The organism is Streptomyces sp. NPDC007971, from assembly GCF_042958635.1.
Taxonomy (GTDB): domain Bacteria; phylum Actinomycetota; class Actinomycetes; order Streptomycetales; family Streptomycetaceae; genus Streptomyces.
On sequence record NZ_JBIBJK010000007.1, the window covers coordinates 407,089 to 421,925 of the forward strand.

Annotated in this window: 12 protein-coding genes; 4 read left to right on the plus strand and 8 right to left on the minus strand. The window is 67.2% G+C overall.

The genetic code is table 11. The annotated features are described in order from the left end of the window. Window positions 1-9 precede the first annotated feature (9 nt). Together istA and istB are read left to right on the plus strand one after the other, a co-directional pair. A complete protein-coding gene (istA, locus tag ACFZCP_RS17710) occupies window positions 10-1,332 on the plus strand; it encodes an IS21 family transposase (protein ID WP_391427911.1) in 1,323 nt (440 codons plus the stop codon). Then, window positions 1,329-2,099 (plus strand): IS21-like element helper ATPase IstB, encoded by a 771-nt coding sequence (gene istB / locus ACFZCP_RS17715; protein ID WP_391427912.1) that lies wholly within the window; start codon window positions 1,329-1,331, stop codon window positions 2,097-2,099. Before istA ends, istB begins: the two co-directional genes overlap by 4 nt. Here the strand turns inward: istB and ACFZCP_RS17720 are convergent. The 3 genes from ACFZCP_RS17720 to ACFZCP_RS17730 all read right to left on the minus strand — a co-directional run bounded on the left by ACFZCP_RS17720 (window position 2,096) and on the right by ACFZCP_RS17730 (window position 3,415). Further along, complete coding sequence (locus tag ACFZCP_RS17720; RefSeq protein WP_391427913.1) at window positions 2,096-2,554, minus strand: nucleotidyltransferase domain-containing protein; 459 nt, start codon at window positions 2,552-2,554, stop codon at window positions 2,096-2,098. The genes istB and ACFZCP_RS17720 overlap by 4 nt on opposite strands. 43 nt (window positions 2,555-2,597) lie before the next feature. Beyond that, complete coding sequence (locus ACFZCP_RS17725; RefSeq protein WP_391427914.1) at window positions 2,598-2,990, minus strand: YhjD/YihY/BrkB family envelope integrity protein; 393 nt, start codon at window positions 2,988-2,990, stop codon at window positions 2,598-2,600. 251 nt (window positions 2,991-3,241) lie between these two features. Further along, window positions 3,242-3,415 (minus strand): CsbD family protein, encoded by a 174-nt coding sequence (locus ACFZCP_RS17730; protein WP_391427915.1) that lies wholly within the window; start codon window positions 3,413-3,415, stop codon window positions 3,242-3,244. A 139-nt stretch (window positions 3,416-3,554) separates the two neighbouring features. Here ACFZCP_RS17730 and ACFZCP_RS17735 point away from each other — a divergent pair, with 139 nt between their 5' ends. Beyond that, window positions 3,555-3,725: a hydrophobic protein gene (locus ACFZCP_RS17735; protein WP_097251945.1), complete on the plus strand. Its 171-nt coding sequence runs from the start codon at window positions 3,555-3,557 to the stop codon at window positions 3,723-3,725. Between the two features lie 1,324 nt (window positions 3,726-5,049). Here ACFZCP_RS17735 and ACFZCP_RS17740 read toward each other — a convergent pair. Beyond that, window positions 5,050-6,789 (minus strand): SpoIIE family protein phosphatase, encoded by a 1,740-nt coding sequence (locus ACFZCP_RS17740; protein ID WP_391427916.1) that lies wholly within the window; start codon window positions 6,787-6,789, stop codon window positions 5,050-5,052. 562 nt (window positions 6,790-7,351) lie between these two features. Between ACFZCP_RS17740 and ACFZCP_RS17745 the strand changes: the two genes are divergently transcribed. Continuing rightward, window positions 7,352-8,983: a P-loop NTPase fold protein gene (locus ACFZCP_RS17745; protein WP_391427917.1), complete on the plus strand. Its 1,632-nt coding sequence runs from the start codon at window positions 7,352-7,354 to the stop codon at window positions 8,981-8,983. 797 nt (window positions 8,984-9,780) lie between these two features. On the opposite strand, the gene ACFZCP_RS17750 is transcribed toward ACFZCP_RS17745, so the two are convergent. From ACFZCP_RS17750 to ACFZCP_RS17765, 4 genes are all read right to left on the minus strand, one after another. Beyond that, entirely contained in the window at window positions 9,781-11,304 is a 1,524-nt protein-coding gene (locus tag ACFZCP_RS17750) for a cellulase family glycosylhydrolase (RefSeq protein ID WP_391427918.1), read from the minus strand. A 185-nt stretch (window positions 11,305-11,489) separates the two neighbouring features. Beyond that, window positions 11,490-12,368 (minus strand): ABC transporter permease subunit, encoded by an 879-nt coding sequence (locus tag ACFZCP_RS17755; protein ID WP_391427960.1) that lies wholly within the window; start codon window positions 12,366-12,368, stop codon window positions 11,490-11,492. Between the two features lie 11 nt (window positions 12,369-12,379). Further along, the gene (locus ACFZCP_RS17760) at window positions 12,380-13,360 is read right to left on the minus strand and encodes an ABC transporter permease subunit (RefSeq protein ID WP_391427919.1); all 981 of its coding nucleotides are present in this window, start codon (window positions 13,358-13,360) and stop codon (window positions 12,380-12,382) included. An 8-nt stretch (window positions 13,361-13,368) separates the two neighbouring features. Continuing rightward, complete coding sequence (locus ACFZCP_RS17765) at window positions 13,369-14,682, minus strand: extracellular solute-binding protein (protein ID WP_391427920.1); 1,314 nt, start codon at window positions 14,680-14,682, stop codon at window positions 13,369-13,371. Between the last annotated feature and the right edge of the window lie 155 nt (window positions 14,683-14,837).

Here is a 14,837-nt window from a genome sequence, read left to right on the forward strand (position 1 = left end):
CTCGGGACGGTGACCGTCTCGACGATCCACCAGCGGCTCCGTGACGAGCACAAGCTGCAGGTGTCGATCTCCTCGTTCCGCCGCTGGGCGCACGCGACGCTGCCGGACGAGGTGGCGAAGTCACAGGTCACCGTGCTGCGCGACGACATCGAGCCCCGATCGGAGGCCCAGATCGACTACGGCTTCCTCGGGCAGTGGATCGACCCGCGGACCGGAAAACGCCACCGGTTCTGGGCGTTCGTGATGGTCCTTCCGTGCTCGCGGCACATGTTCGTCCGGCCGGTGCTGCACCTCGACCAGCACGCGTGGACGGAAGCGCACGTCGCAGCCTTCCGCTACTTCGGCGGCGTCCCGCGCCGACTCGTCCCGGACAACCTCAAGACCGGGGTCGACAAGCCCGACCTCTACGACCCGAAGATCAACAAAGCTTATGCCGAACTCGCAACCCACTACGGCGCGTTGGTCGATCCCGCCAGGGCCGCGAAACCGAAGGACAAGCCCCGGGTCGAACGGCCGATGCCCTATGTCCGCGACTCGTTCTGGCGAGGCCGGGAGTTCACCTCGATCGAACACATGCAGGCCGAGGCCATGACGTGGAGTCAACAGGTCGCCGGGCGACGGAAGTGTCGGCCGCTGGGCGGGGCCGCCCCGATGACCGTGTTCGACGCGTTGGAGGCGGCAGAACTGCTGCCCCTGCCGCCCACTCCGTTCGTGCTGGCCCGCTGGTCGACGGCCACCGTCGGCCCGGACATCCACATCAAGGTCGGCCGCACCCTCTACTCGGTGCCGTGGAAGCTGATCGGCCGCAAGGTCGATGTCCGCTCCACCGCCACGATGGTGCAAGTCTTCCACGAAGGCCAGCTCGTCAAGACTCACACCGCCCTTGACCAGGGAAAACGCACCGACAAGAGCGACTATCCGCCGGAGAAGATCGCCTTCCAGATGCGGACGCCGGTCTGGTGCCGCAGCCAGGCGTCCGAGGTCGGCGACGCCTGCCGCGAGGTCATCGACCAGCTGCTGGAGGTCAACGTCCTCTATCGGCTCCGCGCGGCCCAGCGGGTTCTCGGGCTGCGGAAGAAGTACGGCGACACGCGGCTGGAAGCCGCCTGCGCGAGGGCCATCGCGGTCGGCGACCCGTCCTACCGCACCATCAAGGGCATCCTCATCGCCGGCATCGAGACCGACCCAGAGCCCGAAACCAGCGGAGACGCCGGAGCCGCAGCCTTCCTCCACGGCCCCGCCCGGCTATTCGCCACCGTCACGACCCCCGACACAACGGGCGACAACCACGACGACCATGTCCACGACGAAGCCGAGGTGGAAGCCCAATGACCGTGATGGACGCCGCCCCGCGAGAGTCGCTCAAGGCTCTGCGACTGTCCGGCATGCTGGAAACCCTCGACGCCCGCCTCGCCCAGGCGCATGGCGGCGAGCTCGGCCACCTCGACTTCCTCCAGGTCCTCTGCCAGGACGAGATCACCCGCCGCGAGACCGTCGCCTTCCAACGACGGCTGCAGCGGGCAAAGTTCGAGCAGCAGGTCACCCTGGAAGAGTTCGACTTCGCCGCCTCCTCGAAACTGCCCGCCGCCCAGATCCGCGACCTGGGAGCCCTGCGCTGGCTGCATGCCGGCGAGTCGGTCATCCTCTTCGGACCGGTCGGCGTCGGAAAGACCCACATCGCCCAAGCCCTCGGCCACCTCGCCGTCCGCCAGGGCGCTCACGTCCGCTTCGCCAAGACCAGCCGCATCCTCGCCGACCTCGCCGGCGGCCACGCGGACCGCACCTGGGAGAAACGGATCCGCGAACTCGTCCGCCCCGACGTCCTCATCCTCGACGACTTCGCGATGCGACAGCTGTCCGCGGCCCAGGCCGACGACCTCTACGAACTCGTCTCCGAACGGCAAGGCCGATCCCTGATCATCACCGGCAACCGGGCGCCCAGCGACTGGTATCCCCTCTTTCCCAACCCCGTCGTCGCCGAATCACTCCTGGACCGACTCATCAACACCAGCCACCAGGTCATCATGAACGGCCCCAGCTACCGCCCGAACAAGCGGCCCAAGAACCCCACCAACAAGCCCGATAAACCAATCACCTAGCAAGCGGCGAGAAGGCCAGCGAGGATGCCTGCTGGGTCGTGCAGCAAACGAGCACCGTCAGTAACGACGCGATGTGTTCCAGGATCGACGGGATCGGTCTTTGCCCAGGTCGAAGAGCCGATGCCCATCTCAACTTCCAGGCCAGAGGCCGTGGCATAGCGTCGCTCCGTGATCGCTCCCCACGACTGAGCGCGGATCAGTTCGCCCAGCCCGAGCTCCATGGCCCAGGCATCGTCGAGGAGATATCGGGGCTCGTCCGTGGTGAGCAGGACGATGTCGATGTCGGAGTCCGGTCGCGCAGCGTTGCGAGCACATGATCCGACCAGAAGCAGACCGACGATGTCTTCGCGTCCCCGCGCCCAGCGGGTGATGCGACCGATGATCTCGTCGATCTCGGCGATCCGCTCCGGCGACAGCGCGGCTCGGAAGCTCGCTGCCTGATTGTCACGAACCACCTCATGCCCCCTCGCCATAGTTCGTGCCTGACTCCCCACCATGCTACGGCGCATCAGGACCTGGGGAATTACGTGAACTCAGTCCTGGGGAATTACGTGAGCGTCCACAGGCGGCGGCGACGGCGGCCACGACCGGCCACCGCAGTGTGTCCCAGGCGGCCTGGGGCCAGGTGCCCAGAGACAGCACGCGGCCCAGACGCCGGGCCAGGCTGCCAGTGAGAAACAGTGCGAGGGCCGACGTGAGAAGTAGGGAGATCAGGACGAGGGCCGTGGCGGCGATACGTGGAGCAGTGCGCCAGAGCGGCCGGTGTGCGCTGGTCCGATGCATGGCGTGCAACGCCCGGCGGAAGACGCTCAGATAGCTGGACCCCGACCACAGGGCTCCCGCCCCTCCGAGGATGATCAACGTCCATGCCGCCGACGACTGTCCGGCCATCTACCGTGTGGTGAACAGAGCCGTCGGCACGTTCCCGTGTCCGCCGGGGGCCTGCGGGTGCGGGCCTGGTGGCGACTTGAGCGACGGTCATGGACGGGAAATCGTCGGCATGGTGGCGGGCGAGAAGGCCGATGAGCAGTTGAGGCGAGACTCAGTGCTGGCGTGTTCGGCCCTCGGCGATCCGTCGAAAGGGGCCTGCCCGGAGTCACGCCGGGCAGGCCCCTTTCGAATTCTCGATGGAGAATTCAGGTTTAGTGCTTGAACGCGTCCTTCGCCTTTTCCTTGGCCTCACGGGCATCACCCGTGCTCTTCTCAGCCCGCCCCTCAGCAGCCATACGGTCGTTTCCGATGGCGCTTCCCACGGCTTCCTTGGCCTTGCCCTCGGCCTGCTCGATCTTTGCCTTGGCCTTCTCGCCGGCAGTCATGGAAGAGTACCTCCTGATAGCTCGCGTGCCGCTGTCGCGGTAACCCGCTTGTGCCCCGGCGCTCCTTTCACAAACAAGGCGTATTCGGTGAATGGCGCCGGAATTGCAGGGCAGACGAGAGTGCAGGAGGTTGATAGACATGGTTCCCCTGCTGCTTGTTCTGCTTCTTGCCCTGCTCCTCTTCGGTGCCGGCTTCGCCATCAAGATCCTCTGGTGGGTCGCCGTCGTCGTCCTGGTGCTGTGGCTTCTCGGCTTCGTCATGCGCTCCACCACCGCCGGTGGCGGCCGAGGTCGTTGGTACCGATGGTGATCTGACCCGCAGCGCGCCTTCATCACGGGGTCCGGCCGACATGACGGCCGGGCCCCGTGCGCATGCCGGACGTTAGGCGAGCTGGTACGTAAGAGGTCATACAGTCCATAGGTGTCCCAAACGGCAGCAGGGTAGGCGTGTTGCAGTCGGGGGCGGGACCCGCACCGCGATGGAACCCGCGCGACCTCCTGCCGTGTCCCCGCCCCCGGCCTTACGGGTGGCCGTGCCCCCAGCCGGGCTGCGGCGGCGTGCGGAGGTCCCGCGGCGCGACTCCCGGACGGCATGGACCGCGGCGAGCAAGGGCGCGGACGACCATGCGGCGGGCCGTCGCGGCAGCGTGTCCACCGGTGACCGAAGCCGTTTCCGGTTCTCAGCGGCCAGATGCGCCAACTCGCGGTGCGCTACGTCTCGTCCTGCGGCAGGGCCGCCAGAGGGCGCCTACCTGTGGCCGAGCGGCCCCGCCGACCGGCCCTGGAATCGCCCCGGTGAGCGGCTTTCGTGTGCCGCCGGGAGGACGATCGGTCTGTGGGACCGCGGGCACGGCGTGCCTGCTTCACGCGTGCGGCGCCGGCTGGCTCGCACGGATCGCGCGGCCGTCACATACTCGGGAGCGGTGGAGCTGTCTGAGCCGTAGACGATCAGCATGCCCAGGTGGACGCCGTCCGCCTCCAGCGACAGGGCAAAGGGAACCGCGTCCGCGGCTTCACGAGCGAGCGGGCGGTCGGAGGAAGACGGCCGGTCCAGGTCGGTCCAGCCGCCCGCACCGGCCGGAAGGCCGTTGTCCTCCGGCTGCAAGGGCGGTACCAGCCGTGCCGAATGCAGACAGAGCTCCGCCGCGGTGGCCTCCAGAGCGGTCGGCGCCGCCTCGCTGACGGCGCGGGAAACCTCCGCGAGGGTGATCGCCGGCCAGGGCGGCGGTCAGGTCGTACAGGTGCTGCGACTGGGCCCGGGCGGCCTGTTCGGCGGCCGGCAGCCGCGGCGCATGTCGTGCTGGGCCGAGTCCGCCGTCGAAGGTGATGGTCATACGCCGGAGCCGACCTGGACACCATGTCGCCGATACCGAGAGCACCGCAGAACCTGCCGTACGCCTTCACCAAACAGCTCCTCCTGGCCGCCCCGACCCCGCATGCCCACGGTGCCCGTCCTCCGCGGCGAACCGGCACGCGGACACCGCGTGCTGGTCCCGCTCACCGGCGGGGCAGTGCGGGGCCCGCACAGCGCGAAGTTCTCGCGCGGCGGAGAGAGGCGTTCGAAGCCTCAGCCCACCGGCTCGGGACCTTCGACAGTCTCCCGTTCCGCCCACTCGATCTGACTCACGCGCGGGTCAGGCGCGTCCTACGGGAGGGGGTGTGCGCAGCGCGATCATGGCGACGTCGTCATCGTTGTCACTGGGGCGGACCTGGTCCAGCAGCAAGTCGCAGAAGGAGTCGAGGGAGCGGTGGGCGAGGGAGGCCGCGTGTCGGCGCAGCCGGTCAAGCCCGTGATCGATGGAGTGGTGCGGGGATTCGACCAGTCCGTCGGTGTAGAGCAGGAGCGTGGCCTGGGGTGGCAGGACGGTGACGGCGTCGGGGCGAGGTCTGGTGACTCCGGTTCCGAGGAGTATGCCGTGCGCCTCGTCGAGGTAGCGGGTCTGACCGTCGTGGGTGATGAGCAGGGGTGGCGGGTGGCCGGCGTTCGTCCAGCGCAGGCGCCACAGTGTGTCATCCCCGAGGGTGAGCCTGGCGAGGATCATGGTGGCCATGGGTACCTCGGCGATGTGCATCACGGCATCGTCGAGCCGAGTGACGACGGCGCTGGGTGCGGCCTCGGGGTGGGACCAGGCGAAGGCGCGCAGCATGTTGCGGACCTGCGCCATGCCGGCTGCGGCGTCGAGGTCGTGTCCGACGACGTCGCCGATGGCCAGTGCGTGGGCGTGGGCGGCCAGAGCGAAGGCGTCGTACCAGTCACCGCCCACGGATGAGGCGTCCGGAGCGGGTACGTAGCGCGCGGTCATCGCCAGCCCGGGCAGGACGGGCAGCTGGGGCAGCAGGTGGCGTTGCATGGTCTCGGCGACTTTGCGCTGGCGCTGGTACAGGCGCGCGTTGTCCAGCGCCAGGCCCGCCCGGCGGGTGAGGTCCTCCAGCAGCGGCAGGTCGGCAGGGGTGAAGGGGTCGTGACGCTGGGCGCGGCCCAGGGTCAGGGCGCCGAGTACGTCGCGCAGTCCGCGAATGGGTGCGATGACGGCGGAGTGCATACCTGTCGCGGTGAAGAGGCGCTGCTGCTCGACCGCTATGCCGGAGTCGGGCGGACCTTGGTAGGTGGCGGGGCCGGCGAGGGAGGAGGCGGCGCCGCGCAGGGCCCGTGACAGGGGCATCGGTGACTCTGCCGGCACGGGAGGCATCGGGCCCTGCAGGTCGTCCCGCTCGACGAGAATGCCGTCCTTGTGCTCCATCACGAGAACGCGTCGTACTTCGTCACGTTCGGTGAGCAGGTCGAACACGGCCCAGTCCGCGAGCCGGGGCACGGTCAGGGCCGCCAGTCGGTGCAGCGCCTCGTCCACGTCCAGGGTGGACGTGAGCTGCGTGGTCGTCTCCGCCAGCAGGGACAGGCGGTCCAGTTCCGTCAGCGACGCGGAGTGCCCGCCGCCGGTGTGGCGCACGTCCCCTGGCTTCGGCTCGTACAGCATCGCCAGCGCACCTGTCCCGCCCGGACCGGGTGAGTAGGGCGTGACCAGCCAGGACAACTGGACGAGAGTGCCGTCCCCGCAGGCGAACCAGTCGGCGTCCCCATGTCTGGTGTCCCCCGTGAGGATGGCCTTCCTTATTCGGCAGCGCGTGCGCGGCACCGAGTGCCCGTATCTGTCCCGGTGCAGCAGGTCGTGGAAGTCCTGACCGACGAGCTCTGAGGCTTCTCTGCCCAGCAGGCTCTGGGCCGCGCTGTTGACCGCGACGATGAGGCCATCGTCGTCGACCGCGATGGCGGACGCCCGCAGGTTTTCCAGCGTTCCGTCGAGCAGGGCGCCAGAACGCGCCTGATGCCCGGACAGGGGAGCGATTTCCCTGCTGGGAGCGGCGACGTCGTCCATGTTTCTCCTCTGTTCAAGCCCGAATGGCGTCGAGTACCCCAACCGGATTCCGGCATGCATCGAAGGCTCGCCTTTCCTGCTGCGACTGCTCGAGCACGTCCTGGTGGCGCAGGAGGAAGCTGTCCTTGAAGTCCCGAATGCCGGTCGCGAGTGATGAGGAGGAATGGACCGTTGGTCTTGACGCTCGTTTGACGCTCTCGGCGGACGCACGCGGAGCAATGAGCCGGAAAACAGTCCCTGAGCTGGTGTTCTTCGTGACTCGTCTGGGACGACCTCTTTTCGATGACGCATCATGTGGAGTGCGTGGCGATCCTTGAGCCTGCCGGAAAGGGCTCCTGACCTGCGGTGTCACTGACGCGCATTATGTGCGGTGTGGGCGTTACGGGCGATACCTTGACGCTGAAATGACGCTCGTGACGCTCATTTGATGCTCGTTCTGATGGGACGTCAGGTGTGTCGCTGGGCTGGTCAAGCCACGTGAATTGGCGTTGTCGCAGAGGCCCGGCCGGGGAAAATGTTCCAATAGGCGGTCGGGAGATAGCCGCGGCGGCATCATGGCGGGGTGGATCACAACCTCAGCGGGCTGAGCACCCGGGAGTTCGAGCACGTGTCGCAGGCTCTGGCCCAGGCGATCCTCGGGCCGGGCGTCTCCGTCTTCGGGGACGGCAGGGACGGCGGGCGTGAGGCAACGTTCGAGGGGCGGGTGCCCTACCCGAGCGAGCTTGACGCATGGGACGGCTACGGGGTGGTGCAGGCCAAGTTTCGACAGCGTACGGATCAACAGCCCCAGGATGCGGTCTCGTGGCTGAAGGGGCAGGTTAAAGAGGAACTCGAAGCGTGGCTCAGCCCGGCCTCGAAGCGGGAGCGGCCGCCCGAGTATCTGATCTTCACCACCAATGTGATCCTGACTCCCGTGCCGGGCAGCGGAGGCATTGCCCAGATCGAGCAATTCGTGTCCACGTATGCGGCACGCCTCGGGCTCAAGGGCTGGGCAGTATGGTCCTACGACCAGCTGTGCCGCTACCTCGATCGGTATGACTCCATCCGCCGTACCTATGCTGGTGCCATCACCTCTGGTGACGTCCTCGCGCAGTTGCGCGACGCTGTGTCCGCCGGACACAAGTCCAGGTCAGATGCCCTCACCGTTGCGACCCGTGCCTCGCAATACCGCCGTGAGGCACGACTGAGTCTTGGGCCCGAGGAACGTGTCGATGCCGTTCTGGACTGGGCTGACAAATCCTCATCGCAGGTGGTGACCGTCCCTGTCGGCACTCTGGCGGTGCTGGTCGCTCCGATGGGCGCCGGCAAGAGTGAGGAAGCCGAGAATTGGTGGCGGGAAGGGCTCCGCGAGGCTGCGGGGGACCCTGATGCAGTGATCCCTGTGTGGGTGGATGCGGGCAAGGCCGTACCGGATCTGCTGGATGCCATCACGCGCGCGGGCGGCGAGCCGCCGAGTGGACTCGGGCGTATCGTGATCGACGATCTCGATAGGCTCTCACCCGAGCAGGTTGCACAGCTCCTGTACGAGGCCAGGCTTCTGCTGGCCGCTCACCCGACGGCCCGGATTCTCGCCACGTGCAGACCTGGAATCGAGCTGGGCAGGGCTGTCGTGCACGAGGTTGCCCTGTGGCCAGTGCGGAGAGGCGCGGAACTTCTGGACCTTGTGGTCGGGGACGACGGGCGCATCCTTTTCAAAGAGCGTGAAGTACAGGACCTGCTGACCAGCCCCCTTCAAGTTCTGTCCGTCGCCTCCCGCCTCCTGGCCGGTGAAGACGCACGGGTGTCCAGCCTGAAATCACACCGACCCGGTGGTGTACGAGCGCCTCGCCCATCAATTCGGTATGCAGCCCCGCCCTTGGGACCACGGGCCGCAGCGCGAGCAGCGCAGCCCCTATCGCGGCCATCAGCAAAAGACACACCAGGACCAAGAAGAACACCGCGATGGGGGCCATGTCGTGTGCACTCGACAGCACGGCCACCCCCGCAGCCAGCAGGCCACCGGCTATTCCGCACAAAGCCGTTGCTTTCGTATCCGCCCGTTGTACCTCGACGAAGGCGCGTTCGGCGTGTCCTTGCAGCCGTTCCGTCTCCAACGGAATATTGCCTGGCTCGTGCATGTCGCCCCACATCCCTCTGTGGCCGTCGCCTGCTTGTCGTGGCAGTTGCCAGCCTGCTCTCAGCTGTCGAGGAGTGATGCCTACCGCAGGGCATCAGGAACGGTAGGTTCCTCACTCCACGGCCTTCCGGGGGTCCGTAGTCAATGAGATGTGAGTCGGCCGCAAAGGGTTCCTGACCTGCAGTTTTGCTGGCGCGCATCGTGTGTGGTGTGGGCGTTACGGGCGATACCTTGACGCTGAAGTGACGTTCATTTGAGGCTAGTTCTGATGGGGGGCAGGCGAGTTCTTGAGCTGGTTATGGCATCCGCATGAGCGGCCGCAGCGGGACGGTGCTGTACTGAAGAGGCAGTATTTCCCCGCCCAGGGGGGCGGCATGTGTCCCTCGCCTCCTCCTGATCGGGACGCGTGGCGCCGTCGATCGAGCCCGTCCCGCCCGCCGCGGCCCACCCACCCGGTGGGTCCCCTACATTCACCTCGGTCCGGAGTAGCCAAACCAACCAAGGCGGCGACGGCGGACGTCTCTGGGGGCAAGGACCTGAAGCGGGTGCTGAATGCCTTCAGGGAAGGTTCCTCTTGAGCCGCCTGTTTGACCGAGGGGGACGCCTCTCTGAGCAGACAACGTCGTTCGTCGTCCCCACTGTCGTGGGGACCAGTTGGGGACCACGCGGTGTGCGCGATGGTGCACGACGGAGCCTGCTATGCACATTATCCGCCCCGATTAAGTCTGCTACATCCAGAAAATACCCTTGACCCCTACTCCTGGGGGTCAAGGGGTCGCAGGTTCAAATCCTGTCGTCCCGACTGTGCAGAAATGCAGGTCGGAGGCCGTTCTCTCAGCTCATGAGAGGGCGGCCGTCGCTGTTTCTGCAGGGTTTCATCTGCCTCGGTCAGTGCCGGAGTGTGCAGTTGCGGCGCGGGCGGCACATTTCCTTACGACGGTGACACCCACTCGACTGCCCGGAGCGGCCAGCACCCACGCCCGGCCGGGGGTACGGCGGACGACGAGCGCGCCGTCCGCCTCGACCCGCCAGCTGCCGGGCGGCAGGGACAGCTCGGTCAGCCGGGAACCGTGGGGTGCCGCGCGGTAGGCCAGCCGGTACACACCCCGCACGGCGTCGTACGAGGCGGAGCGGACCGTGCCCGCGACGCTCTGCGCGTACGGTTCGGCGGTCAGCTCCTTGTTGGTGCGGAACGCGCCCGTGTCGTCGACCGCGCAGTACCCGCCGCCGTAGCACCACACATAGCCCGCCCAGCCGGAGGCGTAGCGGCCCAGGGAGGCCATCGCGTCACGGTAGAAGCGGCGCATGTTCGGCAGCGTGCTGTCGAGCGGACCCCATTCGCCGATCACGACGGGGACCCGGTACTGCGCCGGGTAGTCGGTGACGGCCCGCTCGTACGCCTCGATCCAGCCGGCGCCGGGATCGTAGTCCCCGCCTGCCTCCATGGCGGCGTTGTAGAAGTGCGGCGCGTACACGACCCGCGGATCGTGAACGCGGCCGAGGCCGGTCGGCACGCCCTCGCCCACGATCGGAGTGGGCTCGACGAACACCCAGGCGTCGTCGTCGGCCGAACGCACTGCGCGGGCCAGGCGGTTGTACATCGGCGTGAGCTGGTCGCGCTCGATCCGCCGCGCGGCCGTCGCGAGGTCCTCCCCGGGGTGCAGCTCGCCCATCGGCTCGTTGATCAGGTCGTAGCCGAGCACGGCCGGGTGCCGGGCGAAGCGGCCGGCGAGGGTCCGCCACATCCTGGCCTGCGCCCGGCGCAGGTCCGGGTCCTCGTAGAGATGGCTGAAAGCCCGCTGCACGGCGGGCTCGAAGTACTCGGCGAACCAGTCGTCCGGATGGGGCGTGAACGGCAGTCCGTCGGTCCTGGTCGCCCATGCGGGGATCCCGCGGTGGCCGAAGGCGGGTCCGAAGACGTCCTGGTGGGCGTCGATGAGGACCTTGATGTCGTAGCGCTCGGCCCAGTCCAGGATGCGTTCGATCCTGCGCAGATAGCTCTGGCTGTACTGTCCCGGCCTCGGTTCGAGGTCGTCCCAGAAGACCAGCAGACGGGCGAAGTCGAAGCCCTTGGCCCGCATGTCGCGCAGGTGGCGCTCGGTGATGCCGGAGAGGGCCTGGTCGCCCCGGTGCACCTTGTCCTCGATGTTCCAGCCGTGCAGGGTGAGGACCCGCCCGTGACGGTCGGTGAGCCGGGGAATGGCCTGCGCGGTCTCGTCGCCAGAGGCAGAGGCAGAGGCAGAGGCAGAGGCAGCGGCAGGGACTGCGGCATGGGCAGGGGCGGCGGCAGCGGCGGGTGCGGTGGTGGGGGCGAGCAGCACCGCGATGACCGCGCCCGTCGTCAGGATCGCGCGCAGCACGGAAACCTCCGGTCCGACGGTGTTCGTGGTGCCGCGCATCCCATCAGCAGCGGGTCGACACTTCAAGTGGTGCGACTTGTGGATTCGGTTTCCGCTCCCGCCTCTGCCTTCCCCCTTCCTCGCCTCCGCCCCGCCGCTCACCGGTCGCTCGGCTCCCGGACCGCCCCCACGTCCCCGGACGCGACCGTGAGAGTTCTCTTCGGCCTCTTTCGGCTGCGGGGGCCTCAGCCCTTGTTGGAGCCCAGGGTCAGGCCGCTGACGAACTGGCGCTGGAGCGCGAAGTACACGATCAGCGTGGGGATCGCGGTGAGCAGGGCGCCCGCGGCCACCAGGTTGGGGTCGGTGAAGTACTGGCCGGAGAGGTTGTTGAGGGCCGACGTGATCGGCATGTTCTCGCCGGTCGAGATGAGGACGAGGGCCCAGAAGAAGTCGTTGTAGATCCAGATGGACAGCAGGGTCGCCAGGGCCGCCATGGCCGGCTTGCACAGCGGCAGCGTGATCTGCCAGTACAGCCGCCACACCGAGGCGCCGTCGACCAGTGCGGCCTCCGTCAGCTCGTGCGGCAGCGAACGCATGTAGTTGCTCAGCACGAAGGCGCAGAACCCGGACTGGAAGGCCACATGGATCAGGACCAGGCCCAGCGCCGAGTCGTACAGCTTGCCGCTCGCCGTGATGCCCGGCAGGTTCGTGAGCAGGTACAGCCGGTAGAGCGGGGTGATGATGACCTGTTGCGGCAGCAGGTTGCCCGCCGTGAACACCAGCAGCAGCGCGAGGTTGAGCCGGAAGTCGAAGCGGCTTACGTAGAACGCGACCATCGACGACAGGAACAGCGTCAGCAGTACGGCCGGTACGGCGACCACCAGCGTGTTGCCGAAGTAGTGCAGCATGTCCGACTGCGTGAACGCGTTCTTGAAGTTGTCGAGGTTCAGCGTGTCCGGCCAGGAGACGTAGCCCTTGGCGCTGGTCTCGCTGTAGGGACGCAGCGCCGAGAAGACCGCCCAGAGCAGCGGGGCGAGCCAGGCCAGGGCGGTGCCCGCGAGGAAGACGTGCAGCAGGACCCGGGCGGGCCGGAGCGGGGCGCGCCGCTTCGGCGGAGCGGTCATGGTGGGGGCGCTCACGATCGCCGCTCCTTCCGGAAGGTGGCCACCAGATACGGGATGATCACCGCGAGGGAGATCACCAGGAGGACGACGGCGATGGCCGACCCGTAACCGATGCGGCTCGACTCGCCGATGATGTTGTTGGTCACCAGGATCGACAGCAACTCGGTGCCCTGGGCACCCTTGTTGAAGACGAAGACCAGGTCGAAGGCGCGCAGCGCCTCGATGATGGTGACGACGAGGACGACCGTGTTGGTCGGGCGCAGGGTCGGGAAGATGACGCTCTTGAACGTCTGCCACTCATTGGCCCCGTCCAGCGCCGAGGCCTCCCTCAGGGACGGGTCGACGCTCTTCAGGCCGGCCAGGTACAGGATCATCATGTAGCCGGTGTGCCGCCAGGACGCGGCGATCAGAACGGCCCACAGATTGAGCTTCGGGTCGCCGATCCAGTCGATGTAGTGGCCGGGCTTGTTGGCCCCGATGATGCTGTTGATCAGGCCCGTGTCGGGGTTGTAGACCAGCTGCCAGACGAAGCCGATGCACGCCATCGAGATGACGACGGGCAGGAAGAACGCCGTCTGGTAGACCCGGCTGAACCGGATCTTCTTGTCCAGCTGCACGGCCAGGAACAGACCGAGCGGCGTGGGGATCAGGATCAGCACCACGAACCAGATGACGTTGTGCTGGACGGCCGGCCAGAACTGCGGGTTGTCGTCGAAGAGTTGTGTGAAGTTGTCGAGGCCCACCCACTTGATCGAGCCGAACCCGATGCCGTCCCAGGTGGTGAAGGCGAGCGCGATGGAGGCGAGCGCGGTGACCCAGACCAGGGCCACGTGCAGGACCGTGGGCACGCCCGCCATCAGGGCGAGCGTGATGCGGTCACGGCGGGTCAGCAGGCGCCGGTGGCCCTGCGTGGCCCGCTTCTTCCCAAGCGCAGTGCCCGGAGGCGGCACGGGGGCCGCCTCCGGGGACTTCGTCGTCGTGTCCGTCGTCATCGGGCTGCTCACGAGGACGCGAAGATCTGCTTCTTCTGGCGCTCGATCGACGACAGCAAGCCGTCCACGCCCTTCGGGTTCTGGAGGAACTTCTGCAGCCCGGGCTGCATCACCGTCGAGGTGAAGTCGGGGCGGGAGTCGCGGTCCATGAACTGGGTCAGGGTCTTGGCGCCGCTGATCATCTCGAACGCCTTCTTCTGCAGCGTCGAGTACGCGGAGGTGTCGGCCTTGCTGGAGGCGGCCACCACGCTCGGGTCGGTCTTCAGGTAGAGCTGCTCGGCCGCCGGGCTGCCGAGGTACTCCAGCAGCTTGAGGACACCGGCGTGGTTCTTCGGACTCTTGCTGACCATGAAGCCGTCGGTGGGCGCCTCCACGGTGTCCTGGCCGTACGCGGAGTTGATCTCCGGGAAGGGGAAGAAGTCGAGGTCGTCCAGGTCGGCCTTGTTGGTGAACTGCTGGGCCACGAAGGAGCCCAGGAGGTACATGCCGGCCTTCTTGGACACGAGCGACTGGGCGGCGTCCTGCCAGGTGCGGCCCATGAAGCCGTCCTGGTGGTAGGGGAGCAGCTCGCTCCAGTGGTCGAAGACGGCCTTGACCTTGGCGTCGGTCCAGGAGGCCTTGCCCGCCATCAGCTGGACGTGGAAGTCGTACCCGTTGAGGCGGAAGTTGATCTGGTCGAAGGTGCCCATCGCCGGCCAGGCGTCCTTGTCGCCGAAGGCGATCGGGACCAGTCCGTCCTTCTTCATCTGCTTGCACAGGGCGACCAGTTCGTCCCAGCTGCCGGGGACCTTGTAGCCGTGCTGCTGGAAGACGCTTCTGCGGTAGAAGACCGCCCAGGGGTACGTGGTCAGCGGGACGAAGTAGTACTTGCCGTCCTCGCCCTTGCTGAGCTTCTTCATTGCGTCGGGGAAGTTGTCCCCGATCTTCGCCCACACGTCGTCGATCGGCGTGGCCAGCTTCTTCGCCGCGAAGAACTGCATCCGGTAGCCCGCGAACCAGTTGAACACATCGTCCGGTGTGCCCTGCAGATACGAGTTGATCTGCTCCTGGAAGGTGTTGTGGTCCTTCGTGTTCACATCGACGGTGAGGCCGGACTGCTTCTTGAAGGCCGCGTAGACACTCTCGAAGGCCTTCTTCGGCACCGCGTCCGAGGCGTTGGAGCCGAGGGTGACGGTCTTCGGGTCGGAGGACGAGCCGCTGCCGCCGCAGGCGGACAGCAGGGGTATGCCGGCACCGGCGAGGAGGGCGGCACCGCCCGCTCCGCGCAGCAGCGAACGGCGGCTGGGACCCGGGACGGCACGACCGGAAGGGGAGAGGCGCATGGCGGCTCCTGAGGATTACAGGGTTCGGTCAAGGGGATGAGTCGATCACCGAAAGGTTCTCGAAACCGATCAGAAACCAACTCGACCGAACATCGTGGGCGTAATAACAGCCCCATGTCCGCTCATGCGTCAATAGCTCGGGTCGCACGGGAAGG